We start from the raw sequence: 23,780 nt of genomic DNA, 5'->3' as shown, positions 1-23,780 counted from the left end.
CCCTACTGTTTTGGGGCACTGACAGGTTGTTGCGGCTGTTGCTGCTGCGCCTTCCAGCGCTCGATATTGCGTTGCAGCACGGCTTCCGTCAGTCCGGACGCGGGCAATTCTGTCATCTTTTTGGCTAGCTGTCCGCGCAACCACGGATCGTTGCAGGCCGAGTTGTGGGAAACCGCGAGGAATAGGCCCGGGCGGTCGATGGGTTGCTCGAACGCCAACAGATCATTGGCCATGCCCAATGCCTGCGCGGCGGCCATGCCCGAGTAGCGGCCGGCGAGTACATATTCCACTTCACCGAGGAGCAATTTCTGCAGGGCCTGGGTGAGGTTGGCTGTCTTGGTCAGGGTCAGATTCTGCTCGGCGAAAGTACCGAATCCTTGCGTCATTCGAGACTTTTCCGACAGCGCGCCCGCGTGACCCTGCAGGTCTTTGGCTTCGCTGTAGACCAGTGTCGAGCCTTTGCGCGTCCACACCAGGTAGTCGTTTTCCAGCAGTGGCGGGTAGATGTAGTCGAGGTTTTCCAGCTCGTTGAAGATCAGCGGCGCGTCGGCGAGCATGTCCATGCGCCCGCTGCGCACTTCGTCGAGGGCTTGCGAGCGTTTACCGGCGTAGAGCAACTCGACTTTGATGCCGAGATCCTTGGCGAGTTGTTGAAGCAGGTCGGCACTGGCGCCGATCAACTGCTTGGGATTTTGCGGATCCTGCCACAGGTACGGCGGCGCATCCGGGCTGCCGGTGACGACGAGGCGCTCGCACTTGCCAGCGGCCATGGCCAAACCGGGCAACAGGGCCAAACCCAACAACCATCCGCAGCGCAGATCCATGGCGAAACGCTCCCACTCAAATCCAAGACAAAAAAAAGCCCGACCAACAGGCCGGGCTCTTTATAAGTGAAGCCGCCGGTTTAAACCAGCTTCTCCAGCTCAGGGACTGCTTCGAACAGATCCGCCACGAGACCGTAATCGGCCACCTGGAAGATCGGCGCTTCTTCGTCCTTGTTGATCGCAACGATCACTTTGGAGTCTTTCATACCGGCCAAATGCTGGATCGCGCCGGAGATACCGACGGCGATGTACAGCTGAGGCGCAACGATTTTGCCGGTCTGACCGACCTGCATATCGTTCGGTACGAAACCTGCGTCGACGGCGGCGCGCGAAGCACCCACCGCAGCGCCCAGCTTGTCGGCCAGGGCGTACAGGTGTTTGAAGTTGTCGCCGTTCTGCATGCCACGGCCGCCGGAAACGACGATCTTGGCAGCGGTCAGTTCTGGACGATCGGACTTGGCCAGTTCTTCGCCAACGAAGCTCGAAGTGCCCGCGTCGTGTGCAGCGCCGACTGCTTCAACAGCCGCCGAACCACCTTCAGCAGCAACCGGGTCGAAACCGGTGGCACGCACGGTGATCACTTTGATCGCAGCGGTCGATTGCACGGTAGCGATGGCGTTACCGGCATAGATCGGGCGCTTGAAGGTGTCAGCGCTTTCGACCGAGATGATCTCGGAGATCTGGTCAACATCCAGCTGCGCAGCAACGCGCGGCAGGATGTTTTTGCCGTTGGAGGTCGAGGCAGCCAGGATGTGGCTGTAGCCAGCGCCAAGCTCAGCGACCAGCGGAGCAACGTTTTCCGGCAGCTGATGCGCGTAAGCCGCGTTATCAGCGTTCAGGACTTTGCTCACGCCAGCGATTTTCGCTGCGGCTTCAGCCACGGCGCCAGCGCCTTGGCCTGCAACCAGAACGTGGATGTCGCCGCCGATTTTGGCAGCAGCAGCCACGGTGTTCAGTGTGGCCGGGGCCAGCACTTTGTTGTCGTGTTCAGCAATAACCAAGATAGTCATTTAGATTACCTTCGCTTCGTTCTTGAGTTTTTCAACCAGTTCAGCCACCGACTTGACCTTGATGCCTGCGCTGCGTGCAGCCGGCGCTTCGACTTTCAGGGTCTTGTTGGTGGAGGCGGTGGAAACGCCCAAAGCGTCCGGAGTCAGCACTTCGAGAGGCTTCTTCTTGGCTTTCATGATGTTTGGCAGGGACGCATAACGCGGCTCGTTCAAACGCAGGTCGGTGGTGACGATCGCCGGCAGTTTCAGGGAAACCGTCTGCGCGCCGCCGTCGATTTCGCGAGTCACGGCAACGCTGTCGCCAGAGACTTCGACTTTCGAGGCGAACGTGCCCTGACCGTAGCCGCTCAATGCAGCGAGCATCTGGCCGGTCTGGTTGTTGTCGCTGTCGATGGCCTGTTTGCCCAGGATCACCAGTTGAGGCTGTTCCTTGTCGACCACAGCCTTGAGCAGCTTGGCCACGGCGAGCGAGGTCAGATCTTCAGCGGATTCGACGAGGATGGCACGGTCGGCACCCAGAGCCAGTGCGGTACGCAGCTGCTCCTGAGCGGTGGTCGGGCCGATGGAGACGACGACGATTTCAGTCGCAACACCTTTCTCTTTCAGGCGTACGGCTTCTTCCACTGCGATTTCGCAGAACGGGTTCATCGACATCTTGACGTTGGCGAGGTCTACGCCGGAATTGTCCGCCTTGACGCGAACCTTGACGTTGTAATCCACAACGCGTTTGACAGCTACAAGAACCTTCATGGATTCCTCGTTACTCTCCGGTGAAAAGAAAGTCGCCTAGGCGAACCTGGCGGTTGATGCTCATCGGGCTACAAGGGCACCTCTAAAAACGCCGGCTTGTACTCGGGATGATTTCACGTTGCGAAGTGCGTGACCGTTCGTCAGTGGTGACCATTCAGTCATTCAACTTCGCGGTGTGTAAACTGCGCGCCAGACCTGCGCTGCGCATCACCCTTTCTGCCTACGCCCTGTCTTTAGAGGTGCTCTTGAAACCGCCAGTCTGCCTACGACGAGCGCAAAACCGCCCGTATCTTGACCGGAACGCCTATTCCGGTCAATACAGCAAAATGACCATTCATAAGCCGCGCTTCTTTGATTTCTCTGGGCTGGAGCCAATTCAAACAAACGTTTGTATTGGACGCTGAGAGTGGTGTAGATATAATGCGCCGCCTAGAGAGAAAGGTGGGTTTCCCGATATTCCCTTTGACGTTAACGTAAAGGCAATTCGGATGCGAGATCGAACCTCCAAATTAGAAAAAAAACTGTGAGCCTTGAGTAGGAGATAGCCTGTGGAACGCGAATACATGGAATTCGACGTGGTCATCGTCGGTGCCGGCCCCGCTGGCTTGTCCGCCGCCTGCCGTTTGAAGCAGAAGGCCGCCGAAGCCGGTAAGGAAATCAGCGTCTGCGTGGTCGAAAAAGGCTCCGAAGTCGGCGCACACATCCTGTCCGGCGCCGTGTTCGAACCACGCGCTCTGAACGAACTGTTCCCGGACTGGAAAGAACTCGGCGCCCCGCTGAATACGCCCGTCACCCGCGACGATATTTTCGTGCTGAAAAACGCCGAAAGCGCGCAAAAAATTCCAGACCTCTTTGTGCCCAAGACCATGCACAACGAAGGCAACTACATCATCTCCCTCGGCAACCTGTGCCGCTGGCTGGCCCAGCAGGCAGAGAACCTTGGCGTAGAAATCTACCCGGGCTTCGCCGCTCAGGAAGCGCTGATCGACGAGCAAGGCGTGGTGCGCGGGATCATCACCGGTGATCTCGGCGTCGACCGCGAAGGCAATCCTAAGGAAGGCCTGTACACCCCGGGCATGGAACTGCGTGGCAAATACACGCTGTTCGCCGAAGGCTGCCGTGGTCACATCGGCAAGCAACTGATCAAGCGCTACAACCTCGACAGCGATGCCGACGCTCAGCATTACGGCATCGGCCTGAAAGAAATCTGGGAAATCGACCCGGCCAAGCATCAACCAGGTCTGGTGGTGCACACCGCCGGTTGGCCGCTGGACATCATGGGCACCGAGAACACCGGTGGCTCGTTCCTCTATCACCTGGAAAACAATCAGGTGGTGGTCGGTCTGATCGTCGATCTTTCCTACAGCAACACGTACCTATCGCCGTTCGACGAGTTCCAGCGCCTCAAGCATCACCCGGTGCTGGCGCAGTACCTGGAAGGCGGCAAGCGCATCAGCTACGGCGCTCGTGCGATCTGCAAGGGTGGCCTGAACTCGCTGCCGAAAATGGTCTTCAAGGGCGGCGCGCTGATCGGTTGCGATCTCGGCACCCTGAACTTCGCCAAGATCAAAGGCAGCCACACCGCGATGAAGTCGGGCATGCTCGCCGCTGAATCGGTGGCTGACGCGTTGTTCGCTGAGAAGGACGGCACTGAAGAACTGACCACTTATGTGGACGCGTTCAAGAAGAGCTGGCTCTACGACGAACTGTTCGCCAGCCGTAACTTCGGCCCGGCGATTCACAAGTTCGGCGCCATCGTTGGCGGCGGTTTCAACTGGCTGGATCAGAACATCTTCGGCGGCAAACTGCCGTTCACCCTGCACGACACCAAGCCGGATTACGCTTGCCTAAAGCTCGCGGCGGACTGCAAGAAGATCGACTATCCGAAGCCGGACGGCAAACTCAGCTTCGACAAACTCAGCTCGGTGTTCATCTCCGGTACCAACCACGAAGAAGAACAACCTTGCCACTTGAAGTTGAAAGACCCGAGCATCCCGATCAGCAAAAACCTGCCGCTGTACGACGAACCGGCACAGCGCTACTGCCCGGCCGGCGTGTACGAAGTGATCACCAAGGAAGACGGCGAGAAGCGCTTCCAGATCAACGCCCAGAACTGCGTGCACTGCAAGACCTGTGACATCAAGGATCCTTCGCAGAACATCACCTGGGTCACGCCGGAAGGCGCTGGCGGCCCGACTTATCCGAATATGTAAGTCGAAACGCTGAACAATGAGGCTCCCGAATCGGGGGCCTTTTTGTTGCCAAAAATTCCTTGTATCACCACAAAACAACTGTGGGAGCGAGCCTGCTCGCGAAAGCGGTGTGTCATATAAAGATGATGTCGACTGATGCACCGCATTCGCGAGCAGGCTCGCTCCCACAGGGGATATGCGTGGGATTAGGCAGCGCGCTCGTCGCCCGGGCTACGCTCGAAGTAGCGCTTATATTCGCGACTGAACTGCGACGTACTCTGATACCCGACCCGATGCGCCACTTGCGCCACGCCCAAGCCCTCCGCCACCAGCAACGTCTGCGCCTTCAACAAGCGTAAACGCTTCAGATACTGCACCGGCGACAGCAACGTGCTGCGTTTGAAATGCTCATGAAACGTCGACACGCTCATGTTCGCGCAACCGGCCAATGTCTCGACATTCAACGGCTCGGTGTAATGCGCATGCAGATGACTGATCGACGCCGCCACCCGCGCAAACTGCCCCTGCTGCTCGACCAATGCGCGCAATACATCCGCCTGCGGCCCGCGCAACGCGACAAACAATAATTCACGTACGCGCGCCGGCCCGAGAATCTGGCACTCCAGCGGATCGTGCAGGCAACTCAACAGGCGCTCGACGCAGCCACGCATGTCATCGTCGAGCACCACCGAGGTCATCGACTCTGGTGTCTGCGCCGGAATATGCCGCCCCGGCGCCAGCCCCATGGCCAACACCAGTTCACCGAGCAACACCCGATCAATCGCCACGCTCACGCCAAGCAACGGCGCATTCGGCAAGGCAAACGTCTCACACTCGAACGGCACCGGCAGCGCCTGAATCAGGTAATGCCCGGCACCATATTCCATCGTCCGCGGCCCGAGAAACGCCAGTTTGCTGCCTTGGGCGATGATCATCAGGCTCGGTTCATAAATATGCGGGCCACGGGCGACGTCGCAACTGGCGCGCAACACTTGCACACCGGGCAACCCGGTCGGGGAATAACCATCGCGCAGCGCCAACGGTTCGATCAACGAAACCAGCCGGGCATTGGCATCAAGATGACGGGTTAATTGCATCAAAACTCTTCACTGAAAATAGGGCGGAAAAAGGCGATGAAAGCATGATGGCAGATCCTTTTGCCGCTGCGGCCAATCAAACCCGCATGCCGGAGGATTAGGCATGAGACCCGGAGGAATCGTCATGGCCGGACTGTCAGTCGACGCCCAGAATGCGCCGCCTCACTTGTTCCTGCTTTTGCGAGGTTTCACATGTACACCGCCATCGGCTATGCCGCCCAATCGGCCACCACGCCCCTCGCCCCGATGAAATTCGAACGTCGCAGCCCGCGCGCCGACGACGTCGCGATCGAGATCCTCTACTGCGGCGTCTGCCACTCCGACATCCACCAGGCCCGCAATGAATGGGGCATCGCTGTTTACCCGTTGATGCCCGGCCACGAGATCGTCGGAAAAGTCACCGCGATCGGTGCGAATGTCACCCAACACAAAGTAGGCGATCTGGTCGGGGTTGGCTGCATGGTCGACTCGTGCCGCACCTGCGAAGCCTGCCAGTCGAACCTTGAGCAATACTGCCTCGAAGGCCCGACCATGACCTACGCCACCCCGGATCGGGTCGACGGCAGCAACACCATGGGCGGTTATTCCGACAGCATCGTCGTCAGCGAACACTTCGTCGTGCGCATTCCGGAAAGACTGGCACTGGCCAGCGCCGCGCCGATTCTGTGCGCCGGCATCACCACCTACTCACCGCTCAAGCACTACGGCGTCAAGGCTGGCGACAAGGTCGGGATTCTCGGCATGGGCGGCCTCGGCCACATGGGCATCAAGTTCGCCAAAGCCATGGGCGCCGAAGTCACGCTGTTCACCCGCTCGGCGAGCAAGGCTGAAGAAGGTCGTCGTCAGGGTGCCGATCATGTGATCGTTTCCACCGATGCCGAGCAGATGAAAGCCGCTGCCGGTTACTTCGACTTCTTGCTCGACACCATTCCGGTGCAGCACGATCTCAACCCGTACCTCGACACCCTGCGCTTCGACGGCGTGCACATTCTGGTTGGCCTGATCGAACCGATCGATCCGCCCGTGCATGCCGCCAAACTGGTATTGGGTCGCCGCATCCTGGCCGGTTCGCTGATCGGTGGCGTCGCCGAAACCCAGGAAGTGCTGGATTTCTGCGCCGAGCACAACATCACCTGCGACATTGAAATGCTCGACATTCGCCAGATCAACGAAGCTTACGCGCGCATGATCGCCGGCGACGTGAAGTACCGTTTCGTCATCGACATGGCGACGCTCAAGGTTTAAACCCGCTTAAACCTTCAAGCCAAGCTCCGCCGAGAGCCGGGCTGTGACTCCTTTGATCAGGGGAATCAGCTCGGCCATTTTTTCCAGCGGCATGTACGGCACGGTGCTGGCGATACTGATCGCCGCCACGATGCCCTTGCTCGCATCGCGAATCGGCGCCGCCACGCAGCGGATCGACGGTTCGTTGTCCTCCAGATCGAAGGCGTAGCCACCGGCGACGTACTCGGTCATGCGCTGCTCAAGCTGTTCCCACGATTGTTGGGGATGCTGCGGCCAGAACTGACTTTTCCCACCCGCCGGCAGACTGATGTCGTACAGCCGCTGCCAGTCTTTCGGCGAATCATCGAGCATCAACGCCTTGCCAATCCCGGTGCGCGCCAACGGCATGCGATGGCCGACCCGCGAACGCATTTCCGGGCCATTGCGCCCCGGATTTTTCAGCAGATACAGCACTTCGTCGCCTTCACGGATGCCCAAGTGCACAGTGTCGCCGGTCAGCGCCGACAACTCGTCCAGATACGGCCCGGCCAGGCTCACCAGCGGCAACTCTTCCCGTGCCTGGAAACCCAGTTCGATCAGCTTCGGCCCGAGCAGATAACCGACTTGTGGCACCACGCGCAGGTAGCGTTCATCGACCAGGCAACTGGCCAGACGATGGGTGGTGCTGCGCGTGGTGCCGATCAGTCGGGCAATTTCCTTGAGATCGCGGGCGCCACTGGCCACCGCTTGCACCACACCGAGGCCGCGCAACAGCGTCTGGGTGCCGGTGGGCGCGGCGTCCTTGGTTTTTTCCGGAGCGTCTTCCTGCATATCCAGCCTTTACCGTTGAGCGAGGGAACGGGCGGCATTATGGTCGCCCGACGCAGACCACTACAACTCGATACGCTCGACCTTGCCGACCAGCAGCACGTAGGACAAAGCACCGATCAATGCGAGCACCGCGATATACGTGATCGCGGGCGCGAACGAATCGCCGCTGGCGAGGAAGCCGATCACGATCGGCGTGGTGATCGCCGAGAGGTTGCCGATGAAGTTGAACACCCCGCCGGTCAGGCCGAGCAAGCGAGCCGGCGCAAGTGTCGAGACCAGCGACCAAGTGATCGAGGCCAGGCCATTACCGAAGAACGCCAGCGCCAGAAAGGCAATCACCAGCGGCGTCGACTCAACGAAATTGGCGCCGATGATCGAGGTAGAAATCAGCAGCCCGCCAATGATCGGCAGCTTGCGCGCAAAGCCGACGGTGTAGCCGCGACGGATCAGGAAGTCGGAAAAGAATCCCGAACACAGCACGCCGACAAACGCAGCGAGAAACGGCAGCGACGCGAGCAGGCCGGACTTGATGAAGTCCATACCGCGATATTTCACCAGGTACGTCGGGAACCATGTGAGGAAAAACCACAGCGTCGAGTTCAGGCAGAACTGGCCGAGGTAGATGCCCCACAATTTGCGTTTGGTCAGAACGATACGGAGATCGATCCAGCTGAATTTGGCTTTGACCTTGGCCGATTCTTTTTGAATATCAACCAGACCACCACCCTCGCGAATCAAGTCGATTTCGGCTTCATTGGCACCTTTGAAATCTCGCGGTTCGCGATACACCGCGTACCAGATCGCCGCCCAAATGATGCCGACCGCGCCGGTCGCGACGAACACCATGTGCCAGCCGAATTCGTGTTGCAGCCAGGCCAGAACCGGGGTCAGAAATGCCAGACCAACGAACTGCCCGGAGGTGTAGAAACCGATGGCCGTGGCGCGTTCACGCTCGGGGAACCAGGTTGTTACAACGCGACTGTTGATGGGATAGGCCGGTGCTTCCAGTGCACCGACGGCCATGCGCAGCACGAACAGGGCGATGAAACTGGCGGCGAAACCGAGCATCACCGTGGCAATCGACCACAACAGCAAAGCGACGCTATAAAGGATGCGCGGCGGCACGCGATCGACCAGCCAGCCGCCGGGGATCTGCATAGCGGCGTAGGTCCAGCCGAACGCGGAGAAGATCAGGCCGACGTGGATCGGGTCGATGCCCAGATCACTGGTCAGCGCCGGCGCGGCAATCGACAGGTTGCTGCGGTCGAGGTAGTTGATGACCACGGTGATAAACAGCAACACCATGATGAAAAACCGCTTGCGGCTGGGCGCGACTAAAGACGCCTGCCCGGTGAGGGTTTGCGGTTGCATGGGGAGAGCCTCTTTTTATGTTTATTGAGGTCGGCCTGAGGCCTGTACTGCACCCTGTGGGAGCGAGCTTGCTCGCGAAGACGGCGGCACATCCGGCATCAATGTGACTGACCTGCCGCATTCGCGAGCAGGCTCGCTCCCACAGGGGATTGGTGTTGAGTCAGGCAGGACTCACCACTCGGCAAAGCTGCCATCGGCATGGCGCCAGATCGGGTTGCGCCAGCGGTGGCCAACAGCCGCGCGCTCGATCACGTATTCCTCGTTGATCTCGATGCCCAACCCCGGCCCGTTCGGAATCTTCACGAAGCCTTTGTCGTAATCGAACACACGCGGATCCTTCACATAGTCGAGCAAGTCGTTGCTCTCGTTGTAATGGATGCCCAGGCTTTGCTCCTGGATAAACGCGTTGTAACAAACCGCGTCCAGTTGCAAGCACGCCGCCAGCGCAATCGGCCCCAGCGGGCAATGCAGCGCCAGCGCGACGTCGTAGGCTTCGGCCATGTTGGCGATCTTGCGGGTTTCGGTGATGCCACCGGCGTGGGAAGCGTCCGGCTGGATGATGTCGACGTAACCTTCGCTCAACACGCGTTTAAAGTCCCAACGCGAGAACAAGCGCTCGCCGAGGGCAATCGGCGTGCTGGTCAACGGCGCCAGCTCTTTCAGCGCTTCGTAGTTTTCGCTGAGCACCGGCTCTTCGATAAACATCAGTTTGTATGGATCGAGTTCCTTCATCAGCACCTTGGCCATCGGCTTGTGCACGCGGCCATGGAAGTCGACGCCGATACCGACGTTCGGCCCGACCGCGTCACGCACGGCGGCAACGTTGGCCAGCGCCAGATCGACTTTTTCGAAGGAATCGAGGAATTGCAGCTCTTCGGTGCCGTTCATTTTCACCGCAGTGAAACCACGGCTCACCGCCTCTTTCGCCGCACGAGCGGTGTCGGCCGGACGGTCGCCGCCGATCCACGAATACACACGAATCTTGTCGCGCACCTGGCCGCCGAGCAGATCACTCACCGACACGCCGAGGGCCTTGCCTTTGATGTCCCACAGCGCCTGATCGATACCGGCCAGTGCGCTCATATGGATCGCGCCGCCACGGTAGAAACCGCCGCGATAGAGCACCGTCCAGATGTCTTCGATGTTGCGCGGGTCTTTGCCGATCAGGTAATCGGACAATTCTTCGACGGCAGCGGCAACGGTGTGCGCGCGCCCTTCAACCACAGGCTCGCCCCAACCGGTCACGCCCTCGTCGGTTTCGATCTTGAGGAAGCACCAGCGCGGCGGAACGATGAAGGTGGTGAGTTTGGTGATTTTCATCTCTGCTCTCTTTTGTAAATGCAGCTCTTATTAGATGCAGCGCACGCAGCGCCAAAAAGTCTTAGCGAAGGGCCTTCCACGCGGCCACGTAGGCCTTGGCATTCACCGCCACTTGCTCCGGGGTCATGCCCGGTTTGAACAGGCCGGAACCGAGGCCGAAACCTTTCACGCCAGCGTCGATAAACGCCTGCATGTTGTCCGGCGTGATGCCGCCAACCGGCGCCAGCACCGTCCCGGACGGCAACACCGCAAGCCAGGCTTTGACGACTGCCGGACCCATCTGCTCAGCCGGGAACAGCTTGAGAATGTCCGCGCCCTCCGCCAGCGCCGCAAACGCTTCGGTCGGCGTGGCAACACCCGGCGACAGAAACAGCCCCGCCGCTTTCGCCGCGCGCAACACCTTGGCATCGCTGTGCGGCATGACGATCACTTGGCCGCCGGCCTCTTTCACCAACTCGACCTGCTCCGGCGTCAACACTGTGCCGGCACCGATCAGGCAATCGGCGGGCAAGGTCTTGCGCAGGATGCGGATACTTTCGTACGGCGATGGGGAATTTAGCGGTACTTCGATGACGCGAAATCCGGCGGCATACAGGACTTCTCCGACAGCGGCGGCTTCCTGCGGGTGCAGGCCACGCAGAATCGCGATCAGACCGTTTTGCGCCAATGCTTGCTTGAGCATGTCAGGCCTCCAGTCAGGGTTAACGGGATGAGGAATCGATCAGTCCGGCGGCCAGCGCCAGTTGCCACAAACCACGCTCGGTGGCCTGCTCGGCCAGCGTCACCTTGGTGAAACCACAGGCGTCGAGGGCACGGCGGTAGCGCGCGCACAGTTGCGCGTTGCCGATGAGGATGATCGAAGGAAGATTCGGGTTGTTGCGGCGTCGGCGTTGAGCGCTGGCCAGTGCGGCCAATTCATGGCCGATCATCAGGCCGGACAGATAATCCGCCTGCGCCGTTGGGCTCAGTTCACCGGTCAGGCCCAGCGTGCGGGCACTGAACAAGGTCGACAGCACGCCGAGTTCGCCGTCCGCCGACTGCGCAATCTGCACACCACGGTCAAATGCCTGAGCATCGAACGTCGCGCTGACTTGCTGGGTGCGGCCAAGGATGCTGTGTTCGCTGAGCACGGCGAACACTTCGCCGGTCATGAACGTGTCGAAACGGGTGATGCAGCCATCGACCACGTCGACCCACTTCGAATGACTGCCCGGCAGACCGATCAACAGATCAGCGCCCGCCTCGACCGGCAGATTCTGCAGAACACCCAGCACTTGGGTTTCTTCGCCGCGCATCACGTTCGGCAAACGCGAACGCTGAATCACGCCCGGCACGATATGCACGACAGTGCCGCGAATGCTGATAACTGTTTGTAGGGAGTTTCCGAGATTGGCGACGTTCGCCGGCGTCTCGCAGTAGGCCGCTTCATTCCAGCCCTGCGCACTACCGACCATGCCGCAAGCAATCACCGGCAGATCCGGCTGCGCATCGAGCCAGTCGCCGCAGGCTTCATCGAAAGCCAATTCAAAACCATCGGCGCATTCGCGACCGTTGATGATCCGCGGGGTCTTGGGCAACTGCATGATCCCGGACGACAGCGCGCGCTGCTCCAGCACCACACCGTCCGCCGCGAGTTTGTAAGCACGTAATGAGGTCGTCCCCCAATCGAGCGCGATCAATTGCGCCAGCATCGCTTCACCTGTTTTGTTTTTGGCAGTGAGTGCGATGGACTATAGCCCCTCCGAGAACAAAATCTCAATATGTAATTTTGCATCCCATATTATGGGAAGGCGTCAGTCCATTTTGTCCAGCACTCGACGACATCCAACTCCTTGTTGATCTGGATCCTCAGCGTTTCGTACTCAGTGGAACCCACCTCGTGCGTACGGCCATTTTCATCAGCGATCCCGGGCTCCAAACGTCCATCACCGCGAATGATGGTGTACGCCGCAAACGGTGCTGATGTCTGCTGTGAACCTGAAACAATCTTCAACTTCGTTTTGTTCGGCGCAAATGAGGCCAGCAGGCCGGCATAGGGCACGTCACTGCAGAGCCCGAGCCTGTCGATCTGGTCATATCCGAGCGCCAGTTCATAGCGCCAGCGCACGATGCACACTGACGAAAAAGGCAGTAATGACCTCGGTTGATCGGACGGTTTTAGCAAAATACGGGCTGGTGCCACTCGAGGATTTTCTATGGCCGCAATGAATCTCGACGTGGGCATGTACATGACTTTCGAGTAATACGCCACGAATGGGAACGCGGTGATGACGACCTTGCAGGGAATGTATTCCTGCGGTTTGAGAATTTGCACCAGTTCGGCGGGCCGGACGTCTTTATGTCCATCGTTGATCGCGTGATTCTCGACGTTGATGCTGGCCAACATTTCGAATCGACGATCACCTTCAATCAAACGCATGCCGCTGACGATTCCCGAAGCTTCGAGAACAATTTCATGTTCGATGGAAAAATCCACATCACCATTTAGCGAGCAATGGATCCAGGTACCAATCTGACCTTGCCGCCCGTGATCTTCATAGAGGTCAATCAAATTTCGGTCTGAGGTGAAACGCAGGTCGTAGTAGGAGGACATCTCGTGATTGATCGAGGCAAACTCAAGCCTGGCGGGCGGAACATCCAAGTGCATGCAGGAGGAACACAACGCAAACAAAAAAATCAAAAGCAACCTTGCCATTACCACTCCATAAGCCAACACCAGGGCGCCTCATCGAAGGCTGTCGTAGTCCGACAAGGCAGAAAAAACATCTGCAACCGGAATAAACAGTGACCTTGTGAAATACGCGTCATAACCGGTTGCCGTGACCACCACTTTGCACGGAATCTTTTGCTTGTCTTTCAATAAGCTCTTTATGGCGTCACGACTCAGATACGCCGAGGTTCTTTTCTTTTCCCCAACGTCTTTGAAAGAAATGCTCGCGGTATAACCGAATCCGGCGATCTTCGAGTGCTTCTTGTTTTCTGTGATCAAACCCATGGCTGCTTTCGATATCGTGTGCTCAATCGAAAAATCAGTGTCATCACCCAGGGCACAGATAAACACCTGATCAAAACTGTTCGCGTTCTTCTCCCGCCAGAAAATCTCCAGCAGTTCTACATCGGAACTGAAATTGACCTCAAAAAAAACACTGTCCGGGCGAGGTGTAATCGATTCATAGCCCAACGTTGCGGGGGTAATGTCATGAGACTTAGCGCAGGCAACGCACAAGAACGACACAACGAGAAGCAATACCCATCTCATGCGCCTGCTCCCAAGTAACCCGCGATTGAGTTCGCCGATAAATCCAATGCGGACTGTCCGCACTCCAACCGGGATTCATAAAGCCTCAACGCCGAGTAATGGTTGAATTTAACGATCCCGATAACATCCGGCCCGGATTCGATATCCCATTTACCCCCCACCCAAGCGACTACGTCAGTTCGATCTATCTCGTCAGGTTCCGCACGAACGTTGATCCAGGTTTCAGCCTTGGGCGTCGGCTCCGACCAGTAAATATCGGAAATCAACGCCACCATCACACCTTCGCCCACAGGATCCAGCGTGACGAGCATTTTCACGATAAAACCTTTATCGGTCAGAATCTGCGACAAATGCGCGCCGTTCCACCCGCCCAGACTATGACCAACGATGTAGACGTGAGCGGACTTGTGAGGCAGCCTCGAGAATATAAACTCCTCCAGATCGCCTTCCCCTTTTACATCGTTGTATCCCATGTAATAGGGTTGGAATTTTCCGCCAAAGCTCGTGCCCAAACGACTCTGCAAAGCTTCCATGGCACGCAACGTGTAGTTGCTCGGCCCGTCTCCGTAGTAACTTTCCGAATCGCCAGCACCACCAATGAAAAAGGCTACAACTTCTCTGGCAAGTGTCACCGGTTTGACTGTCTGATCCTCTTTGGTCGTCAGCTCATGGCTGGCGACCAATCTCCCGATGCATCCTTGAATGGCTCCGGATTGGGCTCCCATCAGTGTTACTCCACGTAAAGTTTGATGGTTTCTTTGAGGTGCGAACTGACCGTATGAGTATGCCCTCCGGCGTCAGTTACGCCTCGTTCCAACGCTCCATCCGCCCGTTCGATGACATAGGCAATATAGGAAAGCGGTTCACCGCTGTGTTCATCAACGATCTGCATCCGGTCATTGAAATGCACCGGCATCGGCAGTAACCCGGTAAACGCCGCACCGCCGCCACTCTGGCCGATGATTACTGTGCCCGAGCCACCGATCACGACATTGCCGTGCCCGCCGGTGCTGTCTAGCGTGGCGGCATTTAAGCCGTTGATAAATACCGTACCGGACACAGCTCCGGTAATCGGGCTGCCACACGCCGATGTATCGGTCATGCGCGCGGCGGCGAGGCCGTCGAAGAAAACATTCGGCGAGCCGGTAACGATTGGGTTGGTGCCATGGCCTGGCAATGGGCAGGCGGTAGGGTCGGTGACGCGGGCAGCAGGTTTACCACTCAATTCAAAGCTCCTTGCTTCAAAGATTTCGGGTGCGGCTACGGATATCGATTGCAGTTGTCGACTGGGGCGAACAAGACGCGACAGTACTCAAGCCGATCGAGGTGGCGGCAGTTTGCAGAGGTCGACCAACATCGTTGTTTGCTAAATAAAGCATCGACGCCCGTAGCTGACTCATTGGCCGGTCACTCATTGACGCAGCGAAGGCTCCACGGGCGTGGAGAAAGGGTGCCAGAGGCATTGCAGGTGTCATCCATGAGCGCGCAAAAATGCGCGCGTAGAATGCCGGACTAGAGCAGTGCCGACAATCAAATTAGCAGCGTATAGCTCTTATTGACGTTCAGCCTTCAGCAAACTCACGCAATACTTTGCCGTCCATGCGATACCTCACCCACTCTTCCTGCGGTTGCGCACCGAGGGATTTGTAGAAGTCGATCGCTGGCGTGTTCCAGTCGAGAACACTCCATTCGAAACGGCCGCAGTCGTTGTCGCAGGCGATTTTTGCCAGGTGGCGCAGCAGGGTTTTGCCGGCGCCGCCGCCGCGTTGTTCGGGGGTGATGTAGAGGTCTTCGAGGTACAGGCAGTTGCTGCCGAGCCAGGTCGAGTAGCTGAAGAAGAACACGGCGAAACCGATTGGCAAGCCGTCGCGCAGGCAGATCAGACCGTGCGCGGTGGCGCCTTCGCCGAACAGGCTGCGTTCGATGTCGGCGACGCTGGCGATGACTTCGTGGCGGGCCTTTTCGAAATCGGCGAGTTCAGTGATGAAGGCGAGGATTTGCGGGGCATCGCTGGGGGTCGCCGGGCGGATTTCGATCGTCATGGACGGGCCTTGTCGGAAAAGTAAAACGCCATACTAAGGCTGTGTTGCTTTTGTGGCGAGGGAGCTTGCTCCCGCTGGGTTGCGCAGCAGCCCCAAATACGGTCAATGTGGTGGGTCAGGTTGACCGGGGTTGCCGGGTTACGACTGCTTCGCAGCCGAGCGGGAGCAAGCTCCCTCGCCACAGGGTTTACTGAGACCATGAACAGGATGTCTATGTCAGCTACAGCTTTTACTCCTTTAATCGATCTCGCCGCAGAGTTACTGCCCCACGCTCTGGAAATATCCGACGACGGTGCGCACGACCTCGCGCATTTGCAGCGGGTCTGGCACAACGTACGCACCTTGCATGAAGCAGAAGGTGGCGATCTCGAGGTCTTGCTCGCGGCCGTGCTGCTGCACGATTGCGTGGCCGTCGAAAAGAACTCGCCGTTGCGCTCACAAGCCTCGCGTCTGGCCGCAGAAAAAGCGTCGTCAGTGCTCGCCGAACAGAACTGGCCCAGCGATAAAATCGCCAGCGTCGCCCACGCCATCGAAGCGCACAGCTTCTCAGCCAACATCACCCCGCTCACCCTCGAAGCGAAGATCGTTCAGGACGCTGACCGCCTCGATTCGCTGGGCATGCTCGGCGTCGCCCGCACGTTTTATATCGCCGGGCGCATGGGGTCGGCGCTGTACGACCCGCAAGATCCGCAGGCGAAACATCGCGATTACGACGACAAGCGTTTTTGCCTCGACCACTTCCAGACCAAACTGCTGCACCTCGCCGACGGTTTCCAGACTGTCGCCGGCCAGCGTCTGGCGCAGATACGTCATCAGCGTCTGAAGGGTTTCATGGAGCAATTCATGGAAGAAATCGGCATCGTCTGAATGGTTACTCCGGCCTGTGCTGAACCTGACTTCGCCAACCGCGCACCTAACCCACAGGCCCGACGTGTTAAACAGATGACGCTCAATTTTCCCGGTCAAGGAACCGCGTCATGTCGCAAGCAACACCCCAGGTGTCAGACAAGTTGTTCGGCCTGTTCTGTCTCGCCAGTTATCTGTTGTCGCTGTCGTATGGCTCGACGTTTTTGCTGTCGCTGTTGATCGGTTCACGCGGCGGTAATGAACACGATGCCGGCAGCGTAATTTCGGCGGCGATGGTCAGTACGTTTGTCGCGGTGCTGGTCTCCGGGCATTTGTCGGACATGCTCGGTGCGGCGCGGTCGATTGCGCTGTTCGGGCTTTTGCTGGTGGCGGCGAGCCTGGGTTTTGCGATGACGCCGGGGTTCGGGCATCTGCTGCTGTTTTTCGGTTTGCTGCTGGGGTTGGGCTGGGGTGTTTTTTACACCTTGGGGCCGATTATTGTTGCCAGTCTGGTAACTCCGGCGCAGCGGGCCAAGTACTTCGCGTTGCTCTCCGGCAGCATGATGACCGGCATCGGCAGCGGCCCGTTACTCGGGCGCGCAGCCAGTGCGCTGGGGTTGCCGGTGACGTCGGCGTTTTATCTGGCGGCATTGGCGAGCCTGATCGGCGTGCTGCTGTTCTGGCGTCTCGGCGCTCGACTGAAAAGCACGCAAGCCACGTCTGCCGCGAGAATCAGTTGGCAAGCGACCCGCCAAGTGCTCAGCTCGCGCGCCGTGTTTCCGATCATCATGGTCGGGCTCGGCGGCTGTGTGTTCGGCGGGCTGTCGAGTTTTCAGACCAGTTATGCGGCGGCGCGCTCGCTGGATTATTCGCTGTTCTTCCTCGGTTTCATGAGCGCAGCGATCAGCAGCCGGATGTTGATCGCCGGTTACGTGGTCAAGCGTGATCCGCTGCGCGCTTCGTGTCTGTTGTCTGGGCTGATGCTCGGCTCGATCGTGCTGTTCGCGTTTGGTGTGCACAGCGGATTTACCTATCTGCTGGCGGCGCTGACGCTCGGCGTTGGTTATGGTCTGACCTATTCAGTGATCAACGGACTCGCGGCGAACGAAGCACCGACGGGTACCACTTCACAAGCGCTGCTGCTGTTCAGCCTTTCGTATTTTATCGGCGTGTTTGGCTTTCCATTGCTGGCCGGGAAAATCATCGTTGAACACGGCATGGCGACGTTGTTGCTCACGGTATTGGCGGTGGCTTTGATCAACTGGCTTATCACCTTGGGCCGTCTGCTCTGGCGCCGACTCAACGTAAAAACGGTGGAGGCGATTTAGACCGTTCGTCGTTCATCAGGCACCAATCCGATCACAGGGCAGACCAACGACAGGTAAGGATTCCAATCACTGGAGAAGCCCTATGATCTCGTCAAGGTTGACCGCTTTCGTATTCAGCGCCCTGCTCTGCCCTGCGGTGTTCGCAGCATCCGCCACTGCGGCAGGCACCGGCCCTACCGACCCGACCCCGCCTCGCGCCCCCGCCATTAACAGTGCTCCCGGCATGAACACCGATGGTTCGGGCGTGCCGTTGATCAATCAGCCGCCGGCCACCGGCACTGATCCGCGCACGCAGGGCAGTGACCCGGGTCGTCAGGGTGGCATGAACACCCCCGACGCCCCCGGCATGCCCGACAACGCGGGCCCCGGCGTCGGCTCCAAATCCACCACGGGTGGTTCCGGTTCCGAAGGCTCCGGTCAGTAGTTCGCCGACGCGAGCGTCCTATTCAATCCAATGAAGAGGTAACCATGAACGTCGATAAAAACCTGGAAAAAGAAGTCCTCACCCGCCTGCTGCACGCCCACCCTAGTGGTCTGGGCAAGGAGGTGCTGGACAATTACCGGGGCGAGAAAGTCGTGGCCGGCGCCCTCGCCGCTTTGCAGGATCGCGGACTGATTCATCACGGCCATGTGACCTACAACGAAGCCGGCGAACATTCGCTGAACCTGCCGATCAAGCTCAGTGCGGCCGGGGTCGAAGCGGCGCGTAAGCTCGACAGCTGAGCAATGTGATCGTGTGATCGTGTGATCGTGTGATCGTAAATTATGTAGGAGCTGCCGCAGGCTGCGATCTTTTGATTTTCAAGATCAACAGATCGCAGCCTTCGGCAGCTCCTACATGGCAATTCATCTACGGATGCAAGGAGAAATCCCATGCCTCGTGGAAGCAAAGAAAAATACACCGCCGAGCAAAAGCGCAAAGCCGAGCACATCGAAGACAGCTACGAAAATAAGGGCGTGTCCAAAGATGAAGCCGAAGCGCGAGCCTGGGCGACGGTGAACAAACAATCGGGCGGCGGCGACAAGGCCGGCGGTTCCGGGCGCAAGAAACCGGCGAGTGCCAAGTCTGAAGATCGCAAAGAGTCGTCGCGACGAGCAGTGGCCAGTCGCGAGGGACATTCGCGTAACAGCACGGCTTCGCGGGATGCGCAGACGGTTGATAGTTTGATGAAGGAGGCCCGGGCCAAGAAAATTCCGGGGCGGTCTTCGATGCGTAAGCAGCAGTTGATCGAGGCGCTGCGCAAGGCCAGTTGACACATCCCCCTGTAGGAGCTGCCGCAGGCTGCGATCTTTTGCCTCTTTCAAGATCAAAAGATCGAAGCCTTCGGCAGCTCCTACAGGGGATTTAGGTGCGACACAGATCCAATGTGGGAGCGGGCTTGCTCGCGAAAGCTATCTATCAAGCACCGCCAGACTCGCGGATAAACGCATCCACCTCAGCCGCCCCCGGCGAGGTCGCCGGCCCCCAGCGTGTCACCGCAATGGCCGCCGCCGCATTCGCCCGTCGTGCCGCTTCATGCGCGCTCAAACCCTGCGCCAACCCGGCAACAAACACCCCGGCATGCGCATCGCCCGCGCCATTGCTGTCCACCGCTTTAACGGCGAACCCCGGCACATGCCGACGCTCATCAGCCTGATGAATCCAGCAACCCTGCGGGCCGTCGCGCACCACCATCAACACCTCTTTTGGCAGATGCTCAGCCAGCCGATCCAGCGCCAGCGCAATGTCTTCAGCGCCGGTAAACCGCAGCGCTTCAACACTGTTGCTCGTCCACACATCAATGCGTGGCAGCAGCGCCTGCATCATCGGCGAATCCGGCGATTCCACCAGCGGGCCCGGATCGAAGACCACGTTGACCGAGCCCGGCAACGCCAGCGTCCAGTCGAGCAACGCCTGCGCCTTGCCTTCGTGAAGCAAGCTGTAACCGCTGAGATAAACGTAATCGCCCGCCTCGGCTGCAACGCTGTTCAGATCGTCCTCGGTCACTTCACCCTCAGCGCCGATGTAGGAAATGAAACTGCGCTCAGCCGAGGCATCAGTCAGCGCCACACACAAACCGGTGTCGCGCTGCGCACGTTCTTTGATGCCGATGTGAATGCCTTCGACAGTCATCGCGTCACGCGCCAGATCGCCGAAACGCCCGGTGCCGTGGCGACCGAGGTACACCACCGGCAAGCCATTACGTACCGCCGCGGCCATCACGTTGAAGCCGCCGCCGGCCTCGAAACCGGCTGACTGCGCGAGCACGTCGCCGCCAATTTGCGGCAGTTTATCCACGGCCATGACCAGGTCGATGATGACCTGGCCGGTGTGCAACATCTTAGGCATGAGCATTCTCGGTTGGCGCGGCGCGGCGATCTTTCGCCCCGCCGAGGACGAAGTAAATGCCACCGGCGACGACAAAGGTCACGATCCAGCCGAGGCCGTTATGGCCCAGCCAGGAGTCGGACAAAAAGCCTTTGAACCAGACGTTCTCGGCGGTGGTGCCGATGGTGGTGAAGCTGAAGCCAAGCACGATGGCAATCGCCCACGCGCCGAACGCGCGCCACTCGATGCCGCCGTTGTACCAGTAGGCGCTGCGCGGGCTGACGTCGAGCAAGTCTGTCGGGCTGTAGTAGTGACGGTGAATCAGGTCAACGATGAAGATCCCGACCCACGCGGTGATCGGCACTGCCAGCAAGGAAATGAAGGTGATGAACGGGCCGTAGAAGCTGTCAGCGATCAGCATGAAGTAGATCGAACCGGCGAAGATCGCAACGATATCGACCACCACCGCGTAGACGCGTTTTACCTTCAGACCGAGGGTCAGCGTGGTCAAACCGGCGGAGTACACCGACAGGTTGTTCGACAGCAGCAGGCCACCGAATGCGGTGATCAGGTAAGGCACGGCCATCCACGTTGGCAGCATGTCGCGGATCGCCACGATCGGGTCAGTCGCCGAAGCCAGGTCGTTGTTGCCCACCGAGAGCAAGCCGCCAAGGGTGATCAACAACACCAGCGGAATGCCCGCGCCGAATGCTGCCGACGCGACCAAGCGTACGGCTTTGACGCTGCGATGTTGATAGCGCGACATGTCGGCGCCGGCGTTGGCCCAACCGATGCCGGTGCCGGCAGCCATGGTGCCGATGCCGATGATCATTGCGCTCATCGGTGCCGGCGTGGCGTTGAACACCGCGCTCCAGTCAATGGTGGCGCAGAGGAAGCTGCCGACCAGAATGTTCAGCGCGCCGAACACGTAAGTCGCCCACTTCTGAATCACCAGCAGCGTCGCGTGGCCGAGGCCGGAAACCGACAAGGTCAGCAGGACGAAAATGGCGATGAAAATCAGCGTCAGCACCGGTGCGCTTTTCGCTTCAACCGGCGAGCCAAACAGGATCGAACACAGCGACAACAGCACGAATGCCGCGGTGGTGGTGTTGACCGTTTCCCAGCCCAGACGCGACATCAGCGAGACCAGCGTCGGGCCGATATTGCCGCGTACGCCGAAGATCGCTCGCGACAACGTCAGGCTCGGCGCACGGCCACGGCGGCCGGCAATCGAGATGATCCCGACCACGGCAAACGATCCGGCAGCGCCGATGATCGCGACGATGATGGCTTGCCAGATCGCCAACCCGCGAAACGCGACCAGCGTGGCGCCCAGCGGCAGACCGAGGATGGAAATGTTGGCGGCGAACCAGACCCAGAACAGTTGCAGCGGATGACCGTTGCACTCGGCTTCCGGCACCGGCTCGATGCCGCGGGTTTCCAGTTGCCCGGCGCTTTGCCCGGCGTTTGATGAACTCATGAAAAATGCTCCTGTTTGCCATTCTTGTGTTTATGGGCAATTCAATACCTGCACCTCTCCTTGTAGGAGCTGCCGCAGGCTGCGATCTTTTGATCTCGATTTCGGGGCGGCCTGAAGACTGCTGAAGATCAACAGATCGCAGCCTTCGGCAGCTCCTACACATGGGTGTCCTCAGCGAAGAGTGAGGAGTCCTTTCACAAGGGGTTCCAGCTCCAGATCGTTGACGGTTTTCACTGTCTCGATCATCTCGACAGGCCAACTCTCAAGGCCCAGGCAGGCCCCAAGCATCGCCCCAAGAATCGCCGCGATGGTGTCGGTGTCGCCACCGAGACTGGCGGCCATGCAAAGCGCAGCAAACGTGCTCATCTCACCGACGGCCACTTGCTGCGCCAGCGCGAACGAGACCACCACCGACTCCTGCGACGCCACCGATGTACCGATCACGTCGTAGAGCAGATCGGCCAGCAACGCGTTGTCACTGTCGACGCTGATGCTGCGCGCCCAACTGATCCGCGAAGCGATGCGCCCACCGGCAACCCAGTGACCGTGCGCTTCCGCTTGCTGAGCGATTTGCTGACCGAGGTTCAACGCCTCGCCCAGATCCATGCCGTTGATGCCCGCAGACACCACCGCCGCCACCGCCGCCGCACTGGAAATCCCCAGCGTGGTGTTGTGAGTGACCTGGCAGGCCTGCACCACGGCGCCAATAAAACGCTCAGGATTGGCGACATCCGCCGCGATGCCGACCGGTGTAATGCGCATCGCTGCGCCATTGGTGGTGCCATAACGCCCCGCCTCTTCCGGCGAGTGGCCGGCGAGGATCATTTCGATAGCGCGTTTGGTCGATGGCCCGAGCAAGTCCTGCGAGCCCTTGGCCTGCATCGCGGCTTCCCATTCGATCAAACGTTGCGCGAGGATGGCCGGTTCGATGTGGCCATTGCCTTCAACCAATAATTCGCCGACCAGAATCGCCTGTTCGGTGTCATCGGTGATCGAGCCTTTGGGCATGTTCGCGGCGATCGGTTGCAGTGGCCCGGCATCTTGCAGATCGGTGATCTGGCCGAAGCGCGCCTTGATGGTTTCGCGGTTCAGCGATTGCGTCGGCATGCCCAGCGCGTCGCCGAGGGCCAGGCCATAGAAAGCGCCGAGGGCACGGTTGAGCGGGGTCATTTTGCTTCTCCAAATTGCAGGTGCAGACGGAAATGCACCGGGTCGAGCAGGCTTTCGACCAGCTCCATAAAACGGTTCTGCCGATCGTAAGTGGTGCGCAGGGCTTTGAGGAACACCGTGCCTTCCGCGCGCCCGAGCAGTTCAGCGTCGACGGCATTCAGCGGTTCGGCGCCGATCCATTGATCGCCGCGCTCGCCGACGTAGCCATAGGCCGCCAGGGTGATGGTCAGGGAATTGTCGATCAGACCGACGCGCGGCAGGCTTTCCAGGCCGCCGGTGGCCGGCATCAAAGAACGTTCAAGGGACACCAGCGTGCCTTCGGTGGAACGGCGACGACGGTCGAGGGTGATGAATTGGTCGGTGCCAAAACGCGCGAGCAGATCGGGCCGGGTCACGGCTTCCAGACGCAACACTTCGGTATTGATCATCGCGCCGCTGTCGGCCAGCGCCTGCGCCCAGCCGCTGCGTTGATCGAGGGCGACACCGTCGAAGGTGACGATCGAACCGACCCCGCTTTGTGTGGCGATGTACTTGCGCCGCTTCAGTTCAGCCAGCGCTTCGCGCAGCGTGCCACGGCTGACTTTGAATTCTTGAGCCAACTGATGTTCGCCGGGCAATAGAAAGCCGTCCTCCATGAGGCCGCTTTCGATGCGTCGGACGAGCTCGTCGACCACCCGTTGTTTCTTGTCAAATCGTACCTGTCTAATCATGTACAAAGTGATAACCGA

25 protein-coding genes are annotated in these 23,780 nt (G+C 59.2%); 7 read left to right on the top strand and 18 right to left on the bottom strand.

The features are described from left to right. Nucleotides 1-2 precede the first annotated feature (2 nt). The 3 genes from ACP3TY_RS05065 to ACP3TY_RS05055 form a co-directional block, all read right to left on the bottom strand. A complete protein-coding gene (locus ACP3TY_RS05065; protein ID WP_426619354.1) occupies nucleotides 3-824 on the bottom strand; it encodes a substrate-binding periplasmic protein in 822 nt (273 codons plus the stop codon). Between the two features lie 80 nt (nucleotides 825-904). After that, on the bottom strand, nucleotides 905-1,834 hold the full coding sequence (locus tag ACP3TY_RS05060) for an electron transfer flavoprotein subunit alpha/FixB family protein (RefSeq protein ID WP_426619353.1): 930 nt from the start codon (nucleotides 1,832-1,834) through the stop codon (nucleotides 905-907). Next, nucleotides 1,835-2,584, bottom strand: a complete 750-nt coding sequence (locus ACP3TY_RS05055; RefSeq protein ID WP_007908338.1) for an electron transfer flavoprotein subunit beta/FixA family protein — start codon at nucleotides 2,582-2,584, stop codon at nucleotides 1,835-1,837. Nucleotides 2,585-3,132: 548 nt separating this feature from the next. On the opposite strand from ACP3TY_RS05055, the gene ACP3TY_RS05050 reads away from it, so the two are divergent. After that, nucleotides 3,133-4,797, top strand: coding sequence for an electron transfer flavoprotein-ubiquinone oxidoreductase (locus tag ACP3TY_RS05050; RefSeq protein ID WP_008085524.1), 1,665 nt, complete (start codon nucleotides 3,133-3,135; stop codon nucleotides 4,795-4,797). Between the two features lie 185 nt (nucleotides 4,798-4,982). On the opposite strand, the gene ACP3TY_RS05045 is transcribed toward ACP3TY_RS05050, so the two are convergent. Next, complete coding sequence (locus tag ACP3TY_RS05045; RefSeq protein WP_053122530.1) at nucleotides 4,983-5,873, bottom strand: AraC family transcriptional regulator; 891 nt, start codon at nucleotides 5,871-5,873, stop codon at nucleotides 4,983-4,985. A 192-nt stretch (nucleotides 5,874-6,065) separates the two neighbouring features. Between ACP3TY_RS05045 and ACP3TY_RS05040 the strand changes: the two genes are divergently transcribed. After that, nucleotides 6,066-7,118 (top strand): NAD(P)-dependent alcohol dehydrogenase, encoded by a 1,053-nt coding sequence (locus tag ACP3TY_RS05040; RefSeq protein WP_053122532.1) that lies wholly within the window; start codon nucleotides 6,066-6,068, stop codon nucleotides 7,116-7,118. 6 nt (nucleotides 7,119-7,124) lie between these two features. On the opposite strand, the gene ACP3TY_RS05035 is transcribed toward ACP3TY_RS05040, so the two are convergent. From ACP3TY_RS05035 to ACP3TY_RS04990, 10 genes are all read right to left on the bottom strand, one after another. Beyond that, nucleotides 7,125-7,928, bottom strand: a complete 804-nt coding sequence (locus ACP3TY_RS05035) for an IclR family transcriptional regulator (RefSeq protein ID WP_053122534.1) — start codon at nucleotides 7,926-7,928, stop codon at nucleotides 7,125-7,127. A 60-nt stretch (nucleotides 7,929-7,988) separates the two neighbouring features. Next, the gene (locus tag ACP3TY_RS05030) at nucleotides 7,989-9,299 is read right to left on the bottom strand and encodes an MFS transporter (protein ID WP_426619352.1); all 1,311 of its coding nucleotides are present in this window, start codon (nucleotides 9,297-9,299) and stop codon (nucleotides 7,989-7,991) included. A 171-nt stretch (nucleotides 9,300-9,470) separates the two neighbouring features. Then, complete coding sequence (gene dgoD, locus ACP3TY_RS05025) at nucleotides 9,471-10,619, bottom strand: galactonate dehydratase (protein ID WP_030131992.1); 1,149 nt, start codon at nucleotides 10,617-10,619, stop codon at nucleotides 9,471-9,473. A gap of 61 nt (nucleotides 10,620-10,680) precedes the next feature. Next, nucleotides 10,681-11,301 (bottom strand): 2-dehydro-3-deoxy-6-phosphogalactonate aldolase, encoded by a 621-nt coding sequence (locus ACP3TY_RS05020; RefSeq protein ID WP_008085516.1) that lies wholly within the window; start codon nucleotides 11,299-11,301, stop codon nucleotides 10,681-10,683. Nucleotides 11,302-11,320: 19 nt separating this feature from the next. Further along, nucleotides 11,321-12,310 carry a 2-dehydro-3-deoxygalactonokinase gene (locus ACP3TY_RS05015; protein ID WP_426619351.1) on the bottom strand — a complete coding sequence of 330 codons (990 nt, stop codon included), beginning with the start codon at nucleotides 12,308-12,310 and terminating at the stop codon, nucleotides 11,321-11,323. Nucleotides 12,311-12,399: 89 nt separating this feature from the next. Then, nucleotides 12,400-13,314 carry a hypothetical protein gene (locus tag ACP3TY_RS05010; protein WP_426619350.1) on the bottom strand — a complete coding sequence of 305 codons (915 nt, stop codon included), beginning with the start codon at nucleotides 13,312-13,314 and terminating at the stop codon, nucleotides 12,400-12,402. 30 nt (nucleotides 13,315-13,344) lie between these two features. Then, nucleotides 13,345-13,878 carry a hypothetical protein gene (locus ACP3TY_RS05005; RefSeq protein WP_053122545.1) on the bottom strand — a complete coding sequence of 178 codons (534 nt, stop codon included), beginning with the start codon at nucleotides 13,876-13,878 and terminating at the stop codon, nucleotides 13,345-13,347. Then, complete coding sequence (locus ACP3TY_RS05000; RefSeq protein WP_053122547.1) at nucleotides 13,875-14,603, bottom strand: hypothetical protein; 729 nt, start codon at nucleotides 14,601-14,603, stop codon at nucleotides 13,875-13,877. Before ACP3TY_RS05000 ends, ACP3TY_RS05005 begins: the two co-directional genes overlap by 4 nt. Nucleotides 14,604-14,608: 5 nt before the next feature. After that, a complete protein-coding gene (locus ACP3TY_RS04995; RefSeq protein ID WP_053122549.1) occupies nucleotides 14,609-15,103 on the bottom strand; it encodes a PAAR domain-containing protein in 495 nt (164 codons plus the stop codon). A gap of 337 nt (nucleotides 15,104-15,440) precedes the next feature. Next, complete coding sequence (locus ACP3TY_RS04990; RefSeq protein ID WP_053122551.1) at nucleotides 15,441-15,920, bottom strand: GNAT family N-acetyltransferase; 480 nt, start codon at nucleotides 15,918-15,920, stop codon at nucleotides 15,441-15,443. Nucleotides 15,921-16,133: 213 nt separating this feature from the next. Here ACP3TY_RS04990 and ACP3TY_RS04985 point away from each other — a divergent pair, with 213 nt between their 5' ends. From ACP3TY_RS04985 to ACP3TY_RS04965, 5 genes are all read left to right on the top strand, one after another. Beyond that, nucleotides 16,134-16,787 carry an HD domain-containing protein gene (locus tag ACP3TY_RS04985; protein ID WP_426619349.1) on the top strand — a complete coding sequence of 218 codons (654 nt, stop codon included), beginning with the start codon at nucleotides 16,134-16,136 and terminating at the stop codon, nucleotides 16,785-16,787. Nucleotides 16,788-16,897: 110 nt separating this feature from the next. Then, the gene (locus ACP3TY_RS04980) at nucleotides 16,898-18,094 is read left to right on the top strand and encodes an MFS transporter (protein ID WP_426619348.1); all 1,197 of its coding nucleotides are present in this window, start codon (nucleotides 16,898-16,900) and stop codon (nucleotides 18,092-18,094) included. A gap of 82 nt (nucleotides 18,095-18,176) precedes the next feature. Then, nucleotides 18,177-18,518 carry a hypothetical protein gene (locus ACP3TY_RS04975; protein ID WP_053122557.1) on the top strand — a complete coding sequence of 114 codons (342 nt, stop codon included), beginning with the start codon at nucleotides 18,177-18,179 and terminating at the stop codon, nucleotides 18,516-18,518. A 44-nt stretch (nucleotides 18,519-18,562) separates the two neighbouring features. Continuing rightward, nucleotides 18,563-18,817: a hypothetical protein gene (locus ACP3TY_RS04970; RefSeq protein ID WP_426619347.1), complete on the top strand. Its 255-nt coding sequence runs from the start codon at nucleotides 18,563-18,565 to the stop codon at nucleotides 18,815-18,817. A 150-nt stretch (nucleotides 18,818-18,967) separates the two neighbouring features. Next, nucleotides 18,968-19,348: a Rho termination factor N-terminal domain-containing protein gene (locus ACP3TY_RS04965; protein WP_053122560.1), complete on the top strand. Its 381-nt coding sequence runs from the start codon at nucleotides 18,968-18,970 to the stop codon at nucleotides 19,346-19,348. Between the two features lie 145 nt (nucleotides 19,349-19,493). Here the strand turns inward: ACP3TY_RS04965 and ACP3TY_RS04960 are convergent, their stop codons facing one another. The 4 genes from ACP3TY_RS04960 to ACP3TY_RS04945 all read right to left on the bottom strand — a co-directional run bounded on the left by ACP3TY_RS04960 (nucleotide 19,494) and on the right by ACP3TY_RS04945 (nucleotide 23,762). Next, the gene (locus ACP3TY_RS04960; RefSeq protein ID WP_212548983.1) at nucleotides 19,494-20,423 is read right to left on the bottom strand and encodes a PfkB family carbohydrate kinase; all 930 of its coding nucleotides are present in this window, start codon (nucleotides 20,421-20,423) and stop codon (nucleotides 19,494-19,496) included. Continuing rightward, nucleotides 20,416-21,882, bottom strand: coding sequence for a purine-cytosine permease family protein (locus tag ACP3TY_RS04955; RefSeq protein WP_426619346.1), 1,467 nt, complete (start codon nucleotides 21,880-21,882; stop codon nucleotides 20,416-20,418). The genes ACP3TY_RS04960 and ACP3TY_RS04955 overlap by 8 nt, the downstream gene beginning before the upstream one ends. A 171-nt stretch (nucleotides 21,883-22,053) precedes the next feature. Next, nucleotides 22,054-23,052 carry an ADP-ribosylglycohydrolase family protein gene (locus tag ACP3TY_RS04950; protein WP_426619345.1) on the bottom strand — a complete coding sequence of 333 codons (999 nt, stop codon included), beginning with the start codon at nucleotides 23,050-23,052 and terminating at the stop codon, nucleotides 22,054-22,056. Continuing rightward, nucleotides 23,049-23,762: a GntR family transcriptional regulator gene (locus tag ACP3TY_RS04945; RefSeq protein ID WP_212543778.1), complete on the bottom strand. Its 714-nt coding sequence runs from the start codon at nucleotides 23,760-23,762 to the stop codon at nucleotides 23,049-23,051. Before ACP3TY_RS04945 ends, ACP3TY_RS04950 begins: the two co-directional genes overlap by 4 nt. Nucleotides 23,763-23,780 lie beyond the last annotated feature (18 nt).

It is taken from the genome of Pseudomonas rustica (assembly GCF_049959085.1).
Taxonomy (GTDB): Bacteria; Pseudomonadota; Gammaproteobacteria; order Pseudomonadales; family Pseudomonadaceae; genus Aquipseudomonas; species Aquipseudomonas rustica.
This window is presented reverse-complemented; position numbering and strand designations above follow the sequence as displayed.